This is a genomic window from Blautia sp. AM47-4 (genome assembly GCF_003479865.1).
GTDB classification, from domain to species: domain Bacteria; phylum Bacillota; class Clostridia; order Lachnospirales; family Lachnospiraceae; genus Fusicatenibacter; species Fusicatenibacter saccharivorans.
This window is the reverse complement of record NZ_QUHY01000018.1, coordinates 1-19,841: the sequence shown is the minus strand read 5'-3', so window position 1 is coordinate 19,841 and position 19,841 is coordinate 1. Positions and strand designations below refer to the sequence as shown.

16 protein-coding genes and 1 rRNA gene are annotated in these 19,841 nt (G+C 47.9%); all 17 read left to right on the top strand.

The window, feature by feature from the left end; genetic code table 11:
* The first annotated feature begins 153 nt into the window (after nucleotides 1-153).
* Complete coding sequence (locus DW965_RS12350) at nucleotides 154-2,898, top strand: hypothetical protein (protein ID WP_119198434.1); 2,745 nt, start codon at nucleotides 154-156, stop codon at nucleotides 2,896-2,898.
* A gap of 165 nt (nucleotides 2,899-3,063) precedes the next feature.
* Nucleotides 3,064-4,134, top strand: a complete 1,071-nt coding sequence (locus DW965_RS12345; protein WP_147398328.1) for a BMP family lipoprotein — start codon at nucleotides 3,064-3,066, stop codon at nucleotides 4,132-4,134.
* 197 nt (nucleotides 4,135-4,331) lie between these two features.
* Nucleotides 4,332-5,687 (top strand): C40 family peptidase, encoded by a 1,356-nt coding sequence (locus tag DW965_RS12340; protein ID WP_117510092.1) that lies wholly within the window; start codon nucleotides 4,332-4,334, stop codon nucleotides 5,685-5,687.
* Nucleotides 5,688-5,927: 240 nt separating this feature from the next.
* Nucleotides 5,928-6,194, top strand: coding sequence for a hypothetical protein (locus tag DW965_RS18960; RefSeq protein WP_147398790.1), 267 nt, complete (start codon nucleotides 5,928-5,930; stop codon nucleotides 6,192-6,194).
* Nucleotides 6,173-6,628, top strand: coding sequence for a hypothetical protein (locus tag DW965_RS12335; protein ID WP_119198433.1), 456 nt, complete (start codon nucleotides 6,173-6,175; stop codon nucleotides 6,626-6,628). Before DW965_RS18960 ends, DW965_RS12335 begins: the two co-directional genes overlap by 22 nt.
* 294 nt (nucleotides 6,629-6,922) lie before the next feature.
* Nucleotides 6,923-7,642, top strand: coding sequence for a GntR family transcriptional regulator (locus DW965_RS12325; RefSeq protein ID WP_022461676.1), 720 nt, complete (start codon nucleotides 6,923-6,925; stop codon nucleotides 7,640-7,642).
* On the top strand, nucleotides 7,639-7,980 hold the full coding sequence (locus tag DW965_RS12320) for a hypothetical protein (protein WP_119198432.1): 342 nt from the start codon (nucleotides 7,639-7,641) through the stop codon (nucleotides 7,978-7,980). Before DW965_RS12325 ends, DW965_RS12320 begins: the two co-directional genes overlap by 4 nt.
* Nucleotides 7,905-8,324 (top strand): hypothetical protein, encoded by a 420-nt coding sequence (locus DW965_RS12315; RefSeq protein ID WP_158582847.1) that lies wholly within the window; start codon nucleotides 7,905-7,907, stop codon nucleotides 8,322-8,324. Before DW965_RS12320 ends, DW965_RS12315 begins: the two co-directional genes overlap by 76 nt.
* A gap of 143 nt (nucleotides 8,325-8,467) precedes the next feature.
* Nucleotides 8,468-9,529, top strand: a complete 1,062-nt coding sequence (locus DW965_RS12310) for an NAD(P)-dependent alcohol dehydrogenase (RefSeq protein ID WP_118720201.1) — start codon at nucleotides 8,468-8,470, stop codon at nucleotides 9,527-9,529.
* A gap of 32 nt (nucleotides 9,530-9,561) precedes the next feature.
* The gene (locus DW965_RS12305; protein WP_118720199.1) at nucleotides 9,562-10,506 is read left to right on the top strand and encodes a CobW family GTP-binding protein; all 945 of its coding nucleotides are present in this window, start codon (nucleotides 9,562-9,564) and stop codon (nucleotides 10,504-10,506) included.
* A gap of 171 nt (nucleotides 10,507-10,677) precedes the next feature.
* Nucleotides 10,678-11,760: a hypothetical protein gene (locus DW965_RS12300; RefSeq protein ID WP_119198430.1), complete on the top strand. Its 1,083-nt coding sequence runs from the start codon at nucleotides 10,678-10,680 to the stop codon at nucleotides 11,758-11,760.
* Between the two features lie 188 nt (nucleotides 11,761-11,948).
* Entirely contained in the window at nucleotides 11,949-14,555 is a 2,607-nt protein-coding gene (gene clpB, locus DW965_RS12290) for an ATP-dependent chaperone ClpB (protein ID WP_117510089.1), read from the top strand.
* On the top strand, nucleotides 14,552-14,725 hold the full coding sequence (locus tag DW965_RS12285; RefSeq protein WP_022461670.1) for a DUF4250 domain-containing protein: 174 nt from the start codon (nucleotides 14,552-14,554) through the stop codon (nucleotides 14,723-14,725). The genes clpB and DW965_RS12285 overlap by 4 nt, the downstream gene beginning before the upstream one ends.
* 206 nt (nucleotides 14,726-14,931) lie before the next feature.
* Nucleotides 14,932-15,792: a sugar phosphate isomerase/epimerase family protein gene (locus tag DW965_RS12280; RefSeq protein WP_158582845.1), complete on the top strand. Its 861-nt coding sequence runs from the start codon at nucleotides 14,932-14,934 to the stop codon at nucleotides 15,790-15,792.
* Nucleotides 15,747-16,571 carry a TolB family protein gene (locus DW965_RS12275; RefSeq protein ID WP_199681653.1) on the top strand — a complete coding sequence of 275 codons (825 nt, stop codon included), beginning with the start codon at nucleotides 15,747-15,749 and terminating at the stop codon, nucleotides 16,569-16,571. The genes DW965_RS12280 and DW965_RS12275 overlap by 46 nt, the downstream gene beginning before the upstream one ends.
* 212 nt (nucleotides 16,572-16,783) lie before the next feature.
* Nucleotides 16,784-19,051, top strand: coding sequence for a hypothetical protein (locus tag DW965_RS12270; protein WP_118720701.1), 2,268 nt, complete (start codon nucleotides 16,784-16,786; stop codon nucleotides 19,049-19,051).
* 579 nt (nucleotides 19,052-19,630) lie between these two features.
* Nucleotides 19,631-19,841: ribosomal RNA gene (locus DW965_RS12265) — 16S ribosomal RNA — on the top strand; the annotation flags it as partial.

The following is a 19,841-nucleotide window of genomic DNA, read 5'->3' as shown; positions in this document are numbered from 1 at the left end:
AGCGTGAAATAAAACACAGAAAAAAAGAGACATTCCTTCGTGAATGTCTCTTTTTTTACGTTTTTATTGCAAAATATTACAAAAGATAATATAATTTCTAATGATAACATGGAGAGAAAAGCAGATATAATATAGTAAGGGAGTTACTTGCCAATGACATCGAAGAAAAAATTGAGAAGTCTTCTGGGCGGTACACTTTTTATGGCGCTGATGCTCAGCGTACATCCGACGACTGTTTCCGCGAGTGCTGTGGGGAGCAGCACGGTGATGGACCAGTCTGTGGAGACAGAGGATCAGCAGAGCGGGATACAGAGTGAAACGCAGACACAGGCTTCACAGGACAGCGGTGCTGCTGTGCGGGCCAGTCAGAATGGCTGGGTTAAGGCAGGCGACAGCGGCTGGTATTTTTATGAGAACGGACAGCTGAAAACAGGATGGCTTTACCGGAATGGAAACTGGTACTGGCTGGATCCGGACCGGAACGGCCGCATGGCAGAAAACAGCTGGTTCACATACGATAATAATCTTTATTATGCCAAGGGAGACGGAGCAATCTATAAAAATGGTTTTCAGGAAGTAGATGGAAACCTTTATTATTTCCAGAGCTGGGGCGGCATTCAGAGAAATGTGTATCTCAGCATCAGCGGAAAAATGTATTATGTACAGGAAAATGGTATCGTTGCCCGTGGAATAGTCAGAACAATGAATGGACATGGTGATCTCTGCGCATTTGATGATACTACGGGAGCGCAGATCACACAAAAAGGCTGGCTGAAAAAAGGCACATCATATTATTGGGTAAGAGAAGACGGCGTCCTGCAGACCGGCTGGCTGCTGTACGATGATAACTGGTACTGGTTTGATGATAATGGTGTCATGATGACATCCGGCTGGAAAGAAATCAACAACAATCTGTATTACTTCCGGAGCTGGGGCGGCATTTATAAAAACGGTTTCCAGAGCATCGGAGGAAACGAGTATTATTTCCAGAGCTGGGGTGGTGTATATCGAAACACCTTCTTTACCGTAAAAGGGAAAACCTACATAGCGCAGAATGACGGATCGATCTATCATGCCAGCCAGACCGGCTGGGTTCAGCTGGGAGATCAGACTTACTGGATTAATCAGGATGGTTCTGTTCAGACCGGCTGGCTGAAGCTGGAAGGCAAATGGTACTGGCTGAAAGCGGACGGCACACGTGCTGCATCTGAATGGATCACGTATGACAACAACCGATACTATTTTGATGGTGACGGTGTGATGTACACCGGAATGAAAGAGGTTGACGGAGCAAGATATTATTTCCACAGCTGGGGCGGCGTTTACCATAACGAATCTTTTACCTGGCAGGGAAAGAAATACTGGGCAAAGGATGACGGAACCTTCTATACAGGTGTCTGCGATATCAATGGAAAGAAATACTATTTTCTGGAAGACGGCGAGCAGATTACAAAAGAGGGCTGGTATCTGACCAACGGAACGTATTACTGGATCAACAAGGATACGTCGCTTCAGACCGGCTGGGTGAAATATGACAACAACTGGTACTGGATGAAAGAAGACGGTACGATGGCATCGTCTGAATGGATCACCTACGACAAAAACCGCTACTATTTCCGAAGCTGGGGCGGCATGTACACCGGAATTCATACCATCGGCGGAACAAAATACGCATTCCAGAGCTGGGGCGGTCTGTACCATGATCAGACATTTACCATCGGCGGTAAAACATACTATGCCAATTCAGATGGAACATTTGCCACCGGCTGGGTGCAGAACGGCGGAAAAACGTATTATTTCGATGAGGACGGCACAAGCCATACGGGCTGGCTGCTTCTGGACGGAACGCATTACTGGATCAATGCCAATGGAACCAGAAGAGATGACGAGCTGTTTCAGTACGACGGAAACTATTATTATGTAGACAAAAACGGCGTTATGGCGACAAGCGGCTGGGTATACTGGGATTATAACTATTATTATCCGAGAAGCTGGGGCGGCATGTACAAGAATGCGTTTATTACCTATGATAATAACCTCTATTACCTTGGATCTGACTCGAAAATGGCAATCGGCTGGCAGTCGATTGGCGGAAATACATACTATTTCCGAAACTGGGGCGGCATGATAACCGGAAAACAGGTGATCGACGGAAAAACGTATGTGTTCGATGAGGACGGCAAGCTGGTACAGAGTCCGGACGGATTTGAACCGTCCGCGCAGATCGGTGTCCGCACCGTACGGAACTTTCTGAAAAATGCACTGCTTCCGCTTGGAAACACCCTGTATATCTGGGGAGGCGGCCACACAGACGCAGAGGCAGAGAGTTACGGCGTCAATGCGCAGTGGAAACAATTCTTCAATACACAGAATTCCACCTACAACTATTCCGATCATCTGTATGAGTACGGAAAAGGTCTTGACTGTTCCGGCTATGTCGGATGGACCGCACATCAGGTGACGAAAGAGTATGCAACGACAACCTCCACTGGAATGCCGGCCTACTTTGCAAGAAAAGGCTGGGGAACCTGCGTGACAGGCGATACATCCCAGAAATTTACGCCGGGTGATGTGGTCAGCAAGAGCGGTCATGTCTGGATTGTCATTGGCCAGTGCTCGGACGGCAGCGTGGTTGTCATTCATGCGACACCGCCGTATATTCAGCTTGGCGGAACCGTTTCTTCAACAGGAAGCATTAACAGTGAAGCTATTGAGCTGGCAAATGAATACATGAAAATGTATTATCCGGTTGCGTATGAGCGGTATGGTGTAAAAGTTCTTGACCGGTCCTATCTGACCGGTGTGAATCATTTCACCTGGAGCAGCAGTATCTTAAGTGACAGTGAAGGCTACCGCAGGAAGAAACCGGCAGAAATCCTGAACGATCTGTTCCAGTAAAATATCTTCTATAAAAAATAAGAGAGAATACAAAAAAACTTTGTAGTTCGTGTATTCTCTCTTTCTTTTTGCGCTGGAATTGTCTATACTAGAAGGTGCGTGAAAGACGCAGATCAGAAATACAAAAGAAAAAATTTGGAAAATAAAAATACAAGGGGAGTAAACATGCGAAAGAGCTGGAAATGGGCGCTCTGTCTTGGCGTAGTGTCGTTGCTGCTGCTGGGCGGCTGCGGAAAAGAAAAGACGGAACCAGTGGATCTGGTGCTGGTAACCGACGGCAGTGAGGTAGCTTCCGATGCCGTGTATCAGTCAGCATGGAACGGTCTTGCGCAGTATGGAGACGAGAGCGGTCTGAAATATGAAGCAAGTGTTCCGGCAGGACGGACAACAGAGGACTATGAAAACACCATCAAAGAGGCGGCGCAGAAGGGAGCATCCGTTATCGTCTGTGCCGGAACGAGCATGAGCCGCGCCGTTTACGATGCACAGCGCGACTGGAAGGATGTCCGTTTTCTGCTGCTGGAGGCAGAACCGGTCAGTGAGAGCGGCCGCAGCCGTCTCCGCGGAAATACAGAAAGCCTGGAAATTGATGTATCAGAGGCCGGCTACCTGGCAGGATATGCGGCAGTACAGGCCGGCTACACGCACCTGGGCTATATCGGACAGAAAAACGAAGAGAACGGAACAAAGTACGGGACAGGTTATGCACTCGGTGCAGAGACGGCCGCTGCGGATCTGGGACTTGGAGAAAACAGCATCACGCTGGATTATACGTATCGGAAAAGCAGCAGCGTATCACCGTCGTATTTGGAAAAAATCAAAAGCTGGTATGGTGAGGGCGGACAGATTCTCTTCTCGGACGGTGCATCGTATCAGAATGTACTTGGCGCAGCAGCATCTGCGGCAGGCGGAGCACTGATCGCAAACGGCGGCGTGGAGGAGTACGCCAATGCCGTGTTGAAAGTACGTCTGGATTATGGAACTGCAGTTTACAATGCGTTAAAAGAAATGAAACAAAAGGATTTTGAAGGCGGGAAAATTGTAACGCGCGGCGTGACCGATCAGGAAATCAGTCTGGAATGGAATCAGGATGCGGTGCCGTACTTTACAGAGGATCAGTACCGGGCACTCTGTGCGAAATTCTCCGCAGAGGACTTTTCAATCCCTGACGGCGATGCGCTTTCCTCGCCGGATCAATACAAATTGAGTTGTGTGAGTGTACAGAAGGTAAAATAACATGTATCGTTACTGTTCACGAATTGTTTACAAAAAGTCGGGATATTTTTCCTTGCATCCATTTGTGAATTGTGATATTATGTAAAAGAATTGGGAAAAATATTTCAAAATTGTTACAGAATAATTGAATTTCTAAGAAACAGGGAAACCTGAAACAAAGAAACCTACATACAACGAATCAATTTGGGAGTGAAAGAATGAGAAAAAAATTTCTTGCCTTAAGTTTAGCAGTGATCGTAAGTGCAGCTCAGGTAATGACAGTAAGCGCCTCGAAACAGGAGCAGTTACAGCAGCAGCAGGCAGCACAGGCAGAGACCAGCGCACAGCTTGACAACGCAAAAGCAGAAATCGACGATCTGGAAACCAAAAAGAATCAGATTACCGGCGAGATTGATGACCTGGACGCACAGCTTGTCGTAACCATGGCATCCGTGGAAAATCTGAAAAATGAAATTGCAGAGAAACAGACAGAAATTGAAACAACACAGGAAAAACTGGCACAGTCCCAGGCTGAAGAGGACGAGCAGTACGAGCTGATGAAAAAACGAATCCAGTTCCTTTATGAGAGCGGCGGAGACAACGGCTGGGCAGCACTTCTTCTGGAGGGAAAAGATTTAAGCAGCATTCTCAACCAGGCTGAGTACACCCAGAAGTTATACAAATACGACAGAGAGTGTCTGCAGGAGTACATGGATCTTGTACAGCAGGTAACAGACTACAGCAATCAGCTTGCAGATGAAAAAGCAGATCTCGAAGCTAGTGAGGCAGAGCAGGAAGCACAGCAGCAGTCCCTTGAGGCAATGCTTGAGCAGAAAAAAGCCGTTTCCGATGACTACGAAAACCAGATCGCAGACCTGAACGACATGGCTGCACAGTACAACGCAGTACTGGCAGAGCAGAACGCAAAGATCCAGCAGATCCAGGAGGAGATTGCAGCCGAAGAGGCAGCAAGAAAAGCCGAAGAGGCCCGTCAGGCAGCAGAAGCAGCCGAGGCAGCCCGCCAGGCAGAAGCAGCAAGACAGGCAGCAGCAGAAGCAGCCGCAAGCAGTGCTGCAAATAATACAACAACGGCAGACAACACACCGTCCAGCACAGGAAGCTCCACCACGACAACAACACCGTCTAACGGAGGAAGCTCTTACGATGATTCTTCGTCCAGCGATACCAGCAGCTCGGATGATTCCAGCAGCTCCAGCAGCACCGGAAGCGCAACCGGAAGTGCCATCGTATCCTATGCAACACAGTTTATTGGAAATCCATACGTATGGGGCGGCACAAGCCTTACCAACGGAGCTGACTGCTCTGGTTTTATCATGAGCGTTTACGCACACTTCGGATACGACCTTCCGCATTCCTCCAGTGCACTGCGTGGTGTAGGACGCGGTGTATCTTATGCAGAGGCTCAGCCGGGCGATATTATCTGCTACAGCGGCCACGTAGCCATCTACATCGGCGGCGGTGCAATCGTACACGCAAGCAATGAGCGCGACGGTATCAAGATCAGTAGCAACGCAGCGTATACCACGATTCTTGCGGTAAGACGTGTGGTTTAAAAAAGAATTACATAGTAAGAATTTTCAGATCCCGGGAGAGAAAAATCCCGGGATTTTTTGCGTTTTGCTTAAAATTGAGTGCATTCGCGTTAAAACTGTGATATACTAAAGCACATCGGAGATACAAGGGCGTATTGACCAACAGAAGGTCAGTATGCCCTTTTGCTTGTTAGGAAGAAGGGAGAATCGTTATGAAACTGGAAAATTATTTTCGTCGTTTCGGTATTCGGAACGGATCTGGTGCGGAAAGTAGCGTCAGTGCTGTCCATCTGCATTATTGCCGGTCTGCTGATCGTCTACGTCCCGAACATCATCGCCGGAGCCGGAAAGATCGGCGATACTGTAAACACCATGAAAACCGCAGACCTCCCATTCGGCAAAGCCTGTACGCCGCATTCCTCTACGGAACCTTCCAGCTTGCCAATGTCGCAGTCTTCGTCCAGCATGCCAAGTCCTTCGAAGAACCGCAGGATGCCGGAAAGAGCATGGCAGTCGGTGCCGTATTAAATGCCCTTCTGATGATCATGGTCGTCCTCGGAATCATGACCGTATACCAGAACCCGGAAATGATCCAGCAGAGCGTCCCGACATTATTTATGGTTCAGCAGGGCGTCGGCAGTAAATTCATGACACCGCTGATTTCCGTACTGATCATCCTCGGTGCCGTATCCACAGCCGTCAACATGGTTGCCGCCATGGTCAAACGAATCCACGCCGGTCTCGCTGAACGAAGCAGCAGAACAGAAACCGCAGGCAAAATCAGCCGCACCCAGATCCTCGCCGCCCTCGCTTGCTGCATCGCAGACTTCCTCATCGCACAGTTTGGTCTGCTGACGCTGATCCAGAAGGCGTACAGCATCCTGGCATACCTGGCAATCCCGGTCATCTTGGTGCCGTACGTGGTGCACATGGCGGTGATGCGGTTTGATACGAAAAAATAGAAAAGAACAATAAAAAATTTGTAACAAAAATTTACACCGCAGAAAGAGAGATTTGCTTCTGGAGAATGGAAGTATTTCGCAGACAGCAGAAAAAAGAAGATTCATGCAGAGCAGACGTGAGTCATAAAGAAATGACATGCGTCTGCCTTTTTTCTGTGCGTCTGGCAGAGTATGTGTCGGTGACAAAGCAGAAAACAGGAACTCTTCTTTGGGACTCGATTGTGCCGTCAAAATATGGTATACTGCAAAAAGGATCAAAAAGCGGATATTGATATTTCACGGGAGGGGAAGAAGATGAAAAATGCACCGGCTTATGTGAAGGTTTACAGCAGACTGAAAAACGAGATCAATAAGGGAACATATCCTGTCGGGGGATTTCTGCCGAAGGAGTGTGAACTGGAGAAAATCTATCAGGTCAGCCGTACTACGGTACGGAATGCAGTAAAGATACTGGTGCAGGAGGGACTGGTTGAGGTTCGCCAGGGTTCTGGAACGAGGGTGCTGAATCATAAGGCAATTCAGAATTATAACAAGGTCACATCGGTCACGGAATCCCTGATGAAAAAAGGATATCGGGTAACGACGTCAGATATGATGATCGACATCATTTCGGCGGACAAACAGCTCGCCGATGAACTGGAAATTCCGGAGGGAACCAGCGTGGCGAGGATTCAGCGGCTGCAGCTTGCGGATGAAGAGCCTGTTACGCTGATGGAAAATTATATCGAATATGCGAAAGTCCCTGGCATCGAGGCGTATGAGAATCAGTTTGTAGCGCTGTATCAGTTTCTGGAGGAGAAATTCGGCTTGCAGATTGATGAGACACGAGACAGAATTTCAGCGAAATCCGCGACCTTTATGGAAGCCCAGGTTCTGAAAACGGAGCCGAAGGATGCGCTTCTTGTGGTGCACAGAGTCACCTACTGGCAGAACCGGCCGGTGAGCATTGACCACGTGCGGATCATCGGAAGCAAGTACGAGGTGGAGATTTCGGGAAAAGGACGGAGTAAATGAGCGATGAGACAGAAGAACAGAAGAAACTGATGCGGCAGATTGATATCAGCTGTGTACAGGCATTTCATACAATGGATGAAATTGATGCGATGGTGGAGCTGGCAAAGAAATATCGTCTGGCTGCTGTGTTTACCTTGCCGGCGTTCAGCGCCCATGTGGCAGAACGGCTGCAGGACACCAGAGAAATCCATGCGGGAGGCGTGGTAAGCTTTCCGGGCGGCGGAGATACGACCGGACAGAAGAAGCGGCAGGCAAAAGAACTGTGGGAGGCTGGCTGCCGGGAAATCGACATGGTGATGAATCTTACGGCGTTCAGAAGCACGAATTTTCTTATGTAAAAGAAGAACTTCTGGCCATCCGGGAGCAGGTGCCTTCGGCGATTTTTAAGGTGATCATCGAGGCACCGCAGCTGACGGAGCAGGAAATCTGCCAGGCAGTGGATCTGTGTGTGGAAGGCCGTGCGGATTATGTAAAGACGAGCACCGGATGGTATCCCGGCTGTCCTTCCACCGTGGAGCAGGTTCGAATCATGAGCCGTGAAGCCGCCGGTCGCATTCAGATCAAGGCCGCCGGTGGAATCCGCAGTCTGGAAACTATACAGGAAATGCAGAAAGCCGGCTGTAGCCGTTTCGGTATGGGAATGCGGTCGGTACAGAATTTGATAAAAAGTATCTATAAGTAATCTATTGTGCAAAAGCTATAAAAAAGTCACGGAATATTCTACGATATTCCGTGACTTTTCTGTTGAATTAGTAACCTATTAGTGATATATTCGAATCATAGGAATCGATAAATCATTAACAATCTGAAAGGAGAGCAAAAGATATGAAAGGTTATGCAATGCTGAAAATCGGTGAATCCGGATGGATCGAGAAAGAACGCCCGAAATGCGGGCCGATGGATGCCATTTGCCGTCCACTGGCAGTTGCCATCTGCACATCAGATGTCCACACTTTATGGGAAGGGGCCATCGGTGACCGTCATAACATGATTCTGGGCCATGAGTGCTGTGCAGAGGTTGTGGAAGTCGGAGAGCTCGTAAAAGATTTCAAACCGGGAGACCGGGTTCTTGTGCCGGCCATCACTCCGGACTGGAATTCTCTGGAAGCACAGGCTGGTTATTCCATGCACTCCGGCGGAATGCTGGCAGGCTGGAAATTCTCCAACTTCAAAGATGGTGTCTTTTCTGAATTCTTTCATGTAAATGATGCCGATGGAAACCTTGCGCTGCTTCCGAAAAACATCAATGTTGTCGACGCGTGCATGCTTTCCGATATGGTGCCGACCGGATTCCACGGCGTAGAGCTTGCCGATGTACAGTTTGGTGATACAGTTCTTGTCATCGGAATCGGACCAGTTGGTCTGATGTCGGTAGCCGGAACGAATATGCGCGGCGCATCGAGAATCATTGCTGTCGGAACGAGACCGGTCTGCGTAGAAGCGGCAAAAAAATACGGCGCAACGGATTTTGTCAGCTACAAGAACGGACCGATTTTCCAGCAGGTACTTGATATGACAGATGGAAAAGGTGTTGATAAAGTAGTCATCGCCGGCGGTGGTGTAGAAACCTTTGCAGAAGCAGTAAAATGCCTGAAACCGGGCGGAAAGATCGGAAATGTAAACTATCTTGGATCCGGTGACAACATTGATATTCCGCGTGTAGAGTGGGGCGTTGGAATGGGTCACAAACAGATTAACGGAGGCCTGATGCCTGGCGGAAGACTCCGCATGGAAAAACTGGGAGCTCTTGTTTCGGCAGGCAAGCTGGATGTCAGCCCGCTGTCCACACATGTGTTTGATGGATGGGATCATCTGGAAGGAGCACTGTTCCTCATGAGAGATAAACCGAAGGATTTAATCAAACCAGTCGTTAAATTGGCTGACTGATGATTTGAAAATTTGACTGAAAAAGGAAACGTATGAAAATATTGATCGTATCCGGCTTTTTGGGCGCGGGAAAAACAACATTTATCAAACGGCTGGCCAGGAACGTCGATCAGCGGTTTGCCATACTGGAAAATGAATATGGAGCCGCAGGAATCGACGGCGTACGTCTTGGCCAGAACCGGCAGGGAACGCAGAAAAATGTATGGGAAATGACAGAGCAGTGCATCTGCTGCATCGGGAAAAAGGATTTTGCAGCATCCGTGCTGACCATTGCCAATGTGGTAGACCCGGAATACCTGATCGTAGAACCGACAGGTGTCGGAAGTCTCGCCCGGATTATAGAAAATCTGCGTCAGATCGAGTACGAGAGAATTCAGCTTCTCTCGCCGGTCACTATTGTGGATGTTTACAGTTACCGCCGCTATATGGCGGAATATCCCGAGCTGTATCAGGATCAGATCCGAAGCGCGGATACGATCATTGTTTCCAAAACAGAAGCATGCCAGGCGGAAGAAAAACAGCGCATCCAGAAATTTCTGCAGGAAATTAACCCGCAGGCAAAAATCATCACGGATTATGCATCCACGATGACACGGGAAGATTACCAGAGCCTGCTGCTGGGCGGCCGATATGAGAAAGAAGTACAGGATACGCAGAGCGGCGAAAAGATGCCGGAGACCTTCTCCTTCGAAAATATCCGAATGGAGGCACCGGAAACCCTGTGGTGTTTTCTGGAACAGATCATTCGCGGAGCGTTTGGAAATATCATCCGTGCAAAAGGACAGTTCGCAGCCGGAGACCAGTTTCTCCAATTTGATGTCGCCGATCACCGCTACAGCATCACCGGCACAGAACAGAAAAACGCCGGCCAGGCTGTGTTTATCGGAAACGATATGAACGAAGATGCGATCCGGCAGTATTTTAAGAAATGCGCCGGAAACCAGAAAATGAAATATGCTGCCCGTCATGTATCATAAAGTAAATAGGAAAAAGAGATTGCGGAGTCCTGCCAAAACAGGGTTTCGCAATTTTGGTTTTTACAGAAAGATTCAACTGAAAAACGAAGGATAGGCAAAAACGAAAAATTACGCTAAAATAAACATACAAGTATTTCAAATAAAACAAAAGAAAAATCAGGGGGATCTGATATGGAGGAACAGAAAAGAAGACGGGAAAGAAAATCAGCGGCATACTGGTTGAGCAAAAGCTCGATTTTATATCCGATCTGTATCTTGTATGTGATGTATGTGAAACAGGTTGAGGTATATATTACAGAATGTTCCGTCCATATTTCGTCGGGGACAATGCTTTTTGCCTATGCGCTGTGCCTGATTTTGTGGCTGGCCTCACCCATTCGAAGCTACTGCGCAGATGGAACTGCAAATGAAGTTTTATTCTATACATTTCCGCCGAGCATACTGATGCTGTTTTTATTTGCCCAATATTCACTGAAAATTGTGTTGTTTCTTGCAGTGCTGGATGGGATATTTCTTGTTACGGTTTTAAGAGATTTACATAGAAAAAAACGAAAATATTCTCCGAAAAAATTCTGGAGATTAAAAAGAAGTGACTTAAACGCATTTCTGTTTGTTTCAGTATGCGTGAGTATGGTACCGACTTGTATGATGATATATTGGAAGCTTGAGTCTCCGTCCGGAGTGGCAGAACTTTACGAACGAAAAAAGGACTATAATCTCGTCCAGAATCAGGAGAACATTTTTCAGGAAAATAAAGAATTTCTGCTGAGCTTAAAGGAGAGCGAATGGAGGCAAAAAACACTGGAAGAAAGAACAATTGCAGCGCAGAAGATGGTATGGCTTGAAACAGAACGACTTGGAATTCCCGAAATTCCGCTGTATGTGAAAGAGACAGGATCATCGAATTGCGTTGCATTATATAATAATGAAGAGAACGAAATATGGTATGCTCCAGAGCATTTAACATCTCAGACAGCAGAAGAATTTTTTACGGGAATTTGCGAAGAATGTTATCATGGAATGGAGTATTATCTGCTGGAGCGAATGGACTGGAATTCGGAAATGGCGAATACTGCTTATTTTGAAGAAATGAGGAAGTGGAAACTAAATGATAATCGCTACATATCTGGACGCGACGAGGGCGATTCGTTTGAAGCATATCAATCACAGCCGCTGGAAGCATCTGCCAAAAAGTATGCCAGTTCCGAAACAGAGGCACTGATTCATTTTATTGCTGTGTACGGCGATGAATAAAAATCTTTTAGGGGGGAGGGAGAAAAGGAGCGTCGGGAAAAATAAAAAAATTAGCACTCACCTCTTGACAGTGCTAATAACTAGTGTTATAGTACGACTAGAACAAAGAAAGAAAAGAAAATTCACATCAACGCTCTTTTTGTTCGGAGCGAATGTTAGCACCCAAATAGATAAGGAGGAAGCCGATTATGAATATTAGTAAATTCACACAAAAATCGCTGCAGGCTGTACAGGACCTGGAAAAGACCGCATACGATTTCGGCAACCAGGAAATAGAGCAGGAGCATCTGTTGTATAATCTCCTGCATCAGGACGACAGCCTGATTCTGAAAATGATCGAAAAGATGGAAATCAACAAAGAACATTTTCTGAACCGTGTCGAGACGGCACTGAACGACCGCGTCAAAGTATCCGGCGGTCAGCCGTATATCGGTCAGTATCTGAATAAAGCACTGGTAAATGCTGAGGATGAGGCGAAAGCCATGGGAGACGAGTATGTTTCCGTAGAACACCTCTTCCTGGCAATGCTGAAAAATCCAAGCCCGTCCATGAAAAAACTGTTTCAGGAGTACGGCATCACAAGAGAACGTTTCCTGCAGGCATTAAGCACCGTGCGCGGAAACCAGAGAGTTACCACCGACAACCCGGAGGCAACATACGACACCCTGGAAAAATATGGCCAGGATATCGTAGAAAAAGCCAGAAACCAGAAAATGGACCCGGTTATCGGCCGTGATACCGAAATTCGGAACGTTGTCCGTATCCTGTCCCGTAAGACAAAAAACAATCCGGTTCTGATCGGTGAGCCTGGTGTTGGTAAAACCGCAGTCGTAGAAGGCCTGGCCCAGCGAATCGCCAACGGCGATGTACCGGAGAGCCTGAAAGATAAAACCATTTTCTCCCTCGATATGGGAGCCCTGGTAGCCGGAGCAAAATACCGCGGCGAATTCGAGGAGCGTCTGAAAGCTGTTCTGGAGGAAGTCAGAAAGAGCGACGGAAAAATCATTCTGTTCATCGATGAGCTGCATCTGATCGTCGGCGCCGGAAAGACCGACGGCGCGATGGATGCCGGAAACATGCTGAAACCTATGCTGGCACGAGGCGAACTGCACTGCATCGGTGCCACAACGCTGGATGAGTACCGCCAGTACATCGAAAAAGATGCCGCCCTGGAGCGCCGTTTCCAGCCGGTTCAGGTTGATGAGCCGACCGTAGAGGATACGATTTCCATCCTGCGTGGCTTAAAAGAGCGCTACGAAGTTTATCACGGCGTAAAAATCACCGACGGTGCCCTCGTTGCAGCCGCAACCCTTTCGAACCGTTACATCAGCGACCGTTTCCTGCCGGATAAAGCAATCGACCTGGTCGACGAGGCATGCGCTCTGATCAAGACAGAACTGGATTCCATGCCGGCCGAGCTGGATGAGCAGCGCCGTAAGATTCTGCAGATGCAGATCGAGGAAGCCGCACTGAAAAAAGAGACCGACAATCTGAGCCGCGAGCGTCTGGAAACATTGCAGAAAGAGCTGGCTGAGTTAAAGGATACCTTCAATTCTGCAAAGGCACAGTGGGAAAATGAAAAGAGTTCCGTTGAGAAACTGTCCAAACTGCGTGAGCAGATCGAGGACATGAACCGCCAGATCCAGAAAGCAAAGAATGATTACGATCTGAACCGCGCCGCTGAACTGCAGTACGGTGAACTCCCGAAATTACAGCAGATGCTGGAAGCAGAAGAGAAAAAAGTTAAAAATGAAGATCTCTCCCTGGTACACGAGAGTGTAACGGATGAAGAGATTGCCAGAATTGTCTCCCGCTGGACTGGAATCCCGGTTGCAAAACTGACCGAAGGCGAGAGAACTAAGATCCTCGGCCTGGAAGATGAACTTCACACGAGAGTTATCGGCCAGAATGAGGCAGTCACCAAGGTTTCGGATGCGATCATCCGTTCCAAAGCCGGAATCAAGGATCCGACAAAACCGATCGGTTCGTTCCTGTTCCTTGGACCTACCGGTGTCGGTAAAACAGAGCTTGCGAAAACGTTGGCAGAAAAGCTGTTTGATGATGAGAACAACATGGTTCGAATCGATATGAGTGAATACATGGAGAAATACTCCGTCTCCCGTCTGATCGGAGCGCCTCCGGGATATGTAGGCTACGAGGAGGGCGGCCAGCTGACCGAGGCAGTGCGCAGAAAACCATATTCTGTTGTTCTGTTCGATGAGATCGAGAAAGCGCATCCGGACGTCTTCAACGTTCTGCTGCAGGTACTCGATGACGGCCGTATCACCGACTCCCAGGGCCGTACCGTAGACTTTAAAAATACGATCCTGATCATGACCTCCAATATCGGATCCCAGTATCTGCTGGACGGCATTCAGGACGACGGCAGCATCTCCGAAGAGGCGAGAAACCTGGTCATGCAGGATCTGCGTGCACACTTCCGTCCGGAGTTCCTGAACCGTCTGGATGAAACAATTATGTTCAAACCATTGACAAAAGACAACATTGGTCATATCGTAGATCTGTTGCTGAAAGGACTGAACAAACGTCTGGCAGACCAGGAGCTTACCGTCGAACTGAGCCCGGCTGCAAAACAGTTTGTCATTGAGGGCGGCTACGACCCTGTTTACGGCGCCCGTCCATTGAAACGTTTCGTACAGAAAGAGGTAGAAACCAGCACCGCAAAACTGATCCTTGGCGGTCAGGTCAGCGAGGGCGATACGATCCTTCTGGATGTGGAAAACGGCGGCCTGAAGGCAATGATCAAACCAGGTGTGGAGGTAGTAGACGAATGATGCCGAAAGATCCCGTAATGCTGCTGAGCTATGTCAATACGCAGTTAAGAGATTTTTACCCGTCGCTCGCAGAATTCTGCGCGGCCATGCAGACAGAGGAATCCGATCTGCGGGAAAAACTGGCGCTCATCGACTATGAGTACGATGAGAAAACGAACCAGTTTGTATAAGAATAACCAGGCCCTGAAAAAAATGGCGGAAAAAGGCGTTCCGTATGTGGAAAAAACACATACGGGGCGCCTTTTTTACGCAAAGCGTGTTTCTTATAACTGACAGGAAAAATCATATCTATAATAGAAGAAATGTGGTAAAATGGAGGAAAAGAAAATCCGCTGAAAATGGGGAAACAGCGGATCTGGAGAAGGAGGAAACAAATATGTATTTTGGTGTACAGATGTATGGGGTATCCAAAGAATGGAAACAGGATCCCGAAGGATTTTTAAAGAAAATCTATGAGGCAGGCTACCGCCAGATCGAGCCGTGTCTCGGATTCCGTGTTGATGCCAGGGACTACGGTTTCTGGATCCCGGAGGATCTGGAGCAGGCAATGCCGCTGCTTGCAAAATACCACATTGAGGTTCATGCGGTCCACATTTTCCTGGATGAATACCACTATGAAAGAGAACTTGCCATTCTTACAGAACTGGCGCAGAAATACCACATTTCCTGGTTTGTCGTAAAGAGCCCGGCACGCCAGACAAAAGATGTTCTGGACGAAACCGCTGCAAGATACCGCGAACTGGCAGAAGAACTGGAAAAAGCCGGAGCAGGTCTTCTGATCCACAACGAAAAAGAAGATATCTGTATCCGCGTGAATGGAAAAACAGCGTACGAATATCTCCTGGAAGCCTGCGGTGAAAAAGTCGGAGCAGAAGTAGATGTCGGCTGGATGTACTGCGGCGGCGTCGACCCGGAAGAGTTCCTCTGGGCGCATGCGGACCGAGTCAAAGCCGTTCATTATAAAGATATGAAAATCACCGGCCAGGAAGCGCCGCTTGGAAAAGGCATGGTTGATCTGAAAGCCTGCTTCCAGTTCGCCCGCGCAAACGGTGCACTGCAGATTGTGGATATGGATGCGGCAACACTGGAGGATACCTGCCGCGCCGGAAAATGCTCTCTGGATGGACAGGGGACAGAGACAACACCGACAGCATTCTCTGCACGATGGATGTGGAGACCGGAGAAGAAACCGTGCTGCATGAGTTTCCGGGAATCATCGAGGCACCGAACTGGCTGAACGATGGAAACACCCTGCTTTATAATGCGGATGGAAAAATCTACCGCTATGAGATCGACAAAGACCATGTGGAGCAGGTTGATACCGGTTTCTGCGTGCAGTGCAACAATGACCACGTTCCGTCACCGGACAACCAGCTGCTGGCGGTAAGCTGCATGCCGCCGGAACTCACAGATGGAACGTATGAATCCCACATCTACGTGCTCCCGATGACAGGCGGTGAACCAAAAGACCTCACCGGACCGGGTCTCAGCTATCTGCACGGCTGGTCGCCGGACGGAAAAGAGCTTGCGTACTGTGCCTTCCGCAAAAAGCCGGAGGAGGAGACTATGCGCATTGAGATCTGTACGATTCCATCAGACGGCGGCGAGGAAACCTGCCTGACGGACGGCAAAGGCTACAACGACGGTCCGGAGTATTCACCGGACGGAAAGCACATCTGGTTCAACAGCACCAGAAGCGGTCTGATGCAGGTATGGCGGATGAACCGTGACGGCAGCGGTCTCACCCAGATGACCGATTTCGATGCCAACAACTGGTTCGGCCACGTTTCGCCGGATGGAAAACACGTCATTTACCTGACCTTCGCTAAAGGTGAGCTGGAACCGAATGAGCATCTGCCGAACATGTATGTATCGCTTGGAATGATGGATTATGACGGACAGAATAAGAAAAAAGTGCTGGATCTTTTCGGCGGCCAGGGCAGTATCAACGTCAACTCCTGGGCACCGGACAGCCGCAGAATTGCGTATGTGAAATATGTGCTTCATCACAAATAAAGGAATATCTTAAGAAAATCTGACGGGCCGTAAAAATTCATGGAAGTATTGTGAAAAAACGTTGAAAGTATTTTAGCGGAAATGCACAAGAATTCTTACGAATTTTTACGGCCCGTTGACTCTTTTTCTGACACACGTATAATGAAAGTAACAAGAGAAACTGCGGCCCCTGGCGGCTGCAAAACAATCAAAAGGAAAGGAGGATTTGTGTTATGAAGAAAACGAAAAAAATGCTTTCGTTTGTACTGTCCATGCTTCTGATCGTGACGATGTTCCCAACCATGGCATTCGCAAAAGAGGAAGCCAAAACGTGGAAGTTCGGAGAGCTTTCGCTGAAAGCAGGCGACGTTCTCGGCAAAGATACGGAGATTAAAAATGATGCAGAGAACAGAGAAATCCGAATACTTTCAGAAAAAACAAATCTGGATGAAAAGAAAGATGACAAAGAAAGAATAAAAACAGAAAAAGAGGCTGTGATCGCAGCGGCGGCTTCCTGGAATCTGAAGGATCTTACGGAAAAGGCCAAAAAGGCTCCGGCAGATTATCTGCTTAAAAAGGCAGACAGCTGGAACGGAAGCTGGATTGTAACAAAGATCGCAGAAACGGAAACAAAAGATGCCATTGAAATCCAGATAAGAACCTATGAGTACGCAGCTGTAACAGAAATCCAGGGCATACCGAAAGAAATCCCGGGAACCACCGCACTGACGGGCAAAGCAGTTCCAGAAAATGCAGATCAGAAACAGATCACATGGGAAATCACGGATGCCGGAATGACAGGTGCTGTTTTAGACGGCACAAACCTGAAAGTAACGAATGCCGGAACCGTAAAACTTCTGGCGACAATCAAAGACGGAAAGAAAACCGGCGTTGACTTCACACAGGAATTCACTGTGATTGTAAAAGCCGCAGATTACACCAAAGTAACAGAAGCGCTGGCGCTGATACCGGAGGACATGGGCCGGTATACAGAAGAAAGCGCGGCAGCTGTTCAGAAAGCAAAAGATGCGGTAAAAGAGAACCTGCCATCAGCTGAACAGGAAACCGTAAATGGTTATGCGGCAGCCATTCAGACAGCAGTAAACACACTGACGCTTCTTGGCGCAGATTACACAGAAGTTGATGCAGTACTTGCCAAAGTTCCGGGAGATCTTTCTATCTATACGGAAGAGAGCGTGGAAGCACTGAATGCAGTCATTGCATCCATCGACCGCACCAAAACGATAGAAGAGCAGCAGGCAGTTGATGCTTATGCGGAAGCACTGGAGAATGCAATTGCAGCACTGGTACGCAAACCGGTTCCGGCAGATTATCAGGGAGTGGAAGAACTCCTGGGAAAGATTCCGAAAGACTTATCCATTTATACCGAAAAGAGTGTAAAAGCACTGAATGCGGCAAAAGAAGCCATTGTATGGGATCTGGATGACAGCAGGCAGGAGGAAGTCGATCAGTTTGCAGAGAACCTGAAAGCAGCTCTTGACGGACTGACCCTGAAACCGGCGGACTACAGCGCCGTAGACGCGGCTCTTGCCAAAGTTTCGAATGATCTGAGTATTTATACGGAAGAAAGCATTCAGCCGCTTCAGACAGCGATCAACAGCGTAGAAAGTGGAAAAACCATTCTGGATCAGGCAGAAGTAGACGGCTGGGCAGCAGCAATTGAAAATGCACTGGCAGGACTGCAGGTTCGGAAAGCAGATTATTCCAAAGTAGAGGAAGCCATCAAAAAGATTCCGGCGGACCTCCGTCTGTATACCGATGCGTCTGTAAAAGCACTGGAAGATGCAAAGAACAGCGTCGTAACCGAGCGGCCGGTCACAGAGCAGGAGAGCGTAGACGGTTACGCAAAAAAGATCGAGGCAGCGATTGCCGGCCTTACGTATAAAGATGCGGACTACAGCAAAGTAGATGTCGCAGTGAAGAAGATTCCAAACGATCTGAAGAAATACACGGACGAGAGCGTAAAAGCAGTCAATGATGCAAAAGCAGCGATTGTACGCGGAAAGAATATCACGGAGCAGAAGACGGTGGATGGTTATGCGGCAGCGCTGGAAAAAGCGATTGCCGGCCTGAAACAGAAACCGATGACTGCGCAGAATCTTCCGAAGATTACCAAAGGAGTCAATCAGTCAGGTATGCAGGGCAAGGAGCTTTCCTTCACCGCAGATTTTGAAGCAAAGGATCTCAAAAAGGTTCTCATCGACCAGAAAGAGATTGATGCGAAGAATTATGTGACGGCTGGAAAAGAGAATACGCAGGTTACGCTGAAGGCAGAGTATACAAAGAGTCTGGCAGAAGGCAAGCATACGATTTCGATCGTTTCAAGCAAGGGCCAGGCGGATACCGTATTCTATCTGAAGAAAGCAACAAAGAGTCCGGACACGGGAGACCGCACACAGGTGATGCTGTGGGTGATCCTGCTCGGCGTTTCTGCAGCAGCAGTGGTCGGAGCAGTTGTTTATCGTAAACGTGAGAAATAAGAGTTGAAAGGGAAAGGGCGCCGGAAGGCGCCTTTTCTTTTGGACGGTTTCGGATAGATTGTAAATAGTCAGATAAAATACAAAATATGCAGAATTAACTATATTTTTCTAAAAATAAGAAAATTCGAAAAAAGGTGTTGACTTTTGCTTTGGGCGGTGTTATTATAACTAAGCTGTCAGCGAGAGCTGATGCAAAAGAGTTCTTTTGAAACAGAAAAACCTAGTTCGGAGCCGGGTGGCTGCCGCGGGTTGCAAAAACTGCTTCAAAAAACTTGAAAAAAGTTCTTGACAAAAGCAAATGAGTTTGATAAAATAAACGAGTTGCTGATCGAGAGAACAGCAAAGAAGTTCGAAAGAGCTTCAAAAAATAAATTAAAAAAAAGTTCTTGACAAACGAAAAGTTCTGTGATAAAATAAACAAGCTGATCCGAGTCGGAACAGCAAAGATCCTTGATAATTAAACAGTGAAACACATCCTCGAAAGTTCTGAATAAGTAATTCAAAACGATCGAAAGATCCTTAAAACAGTAAAAGGGATAAATTAGCTAGTATGTTGATTTTGAACTTGGAACAAATCTTTTATCAGAGAGTTTGATCCTGGCTCAGGATGAACGCTGGCGGCGTGCTTAACACATGCAAGTCGAGCGAAGCAGTTAAGAAGATTCTTCGGATGATTCTTGATTGACTGAGCGGCGGACGGGTGAGTAACGCGTGGGTGACCTGCCCCATACCGGGGGATAACAGCTGGAAACGGCTGCTAATACCGCATAAGCGCACAGAGCTGCATGGC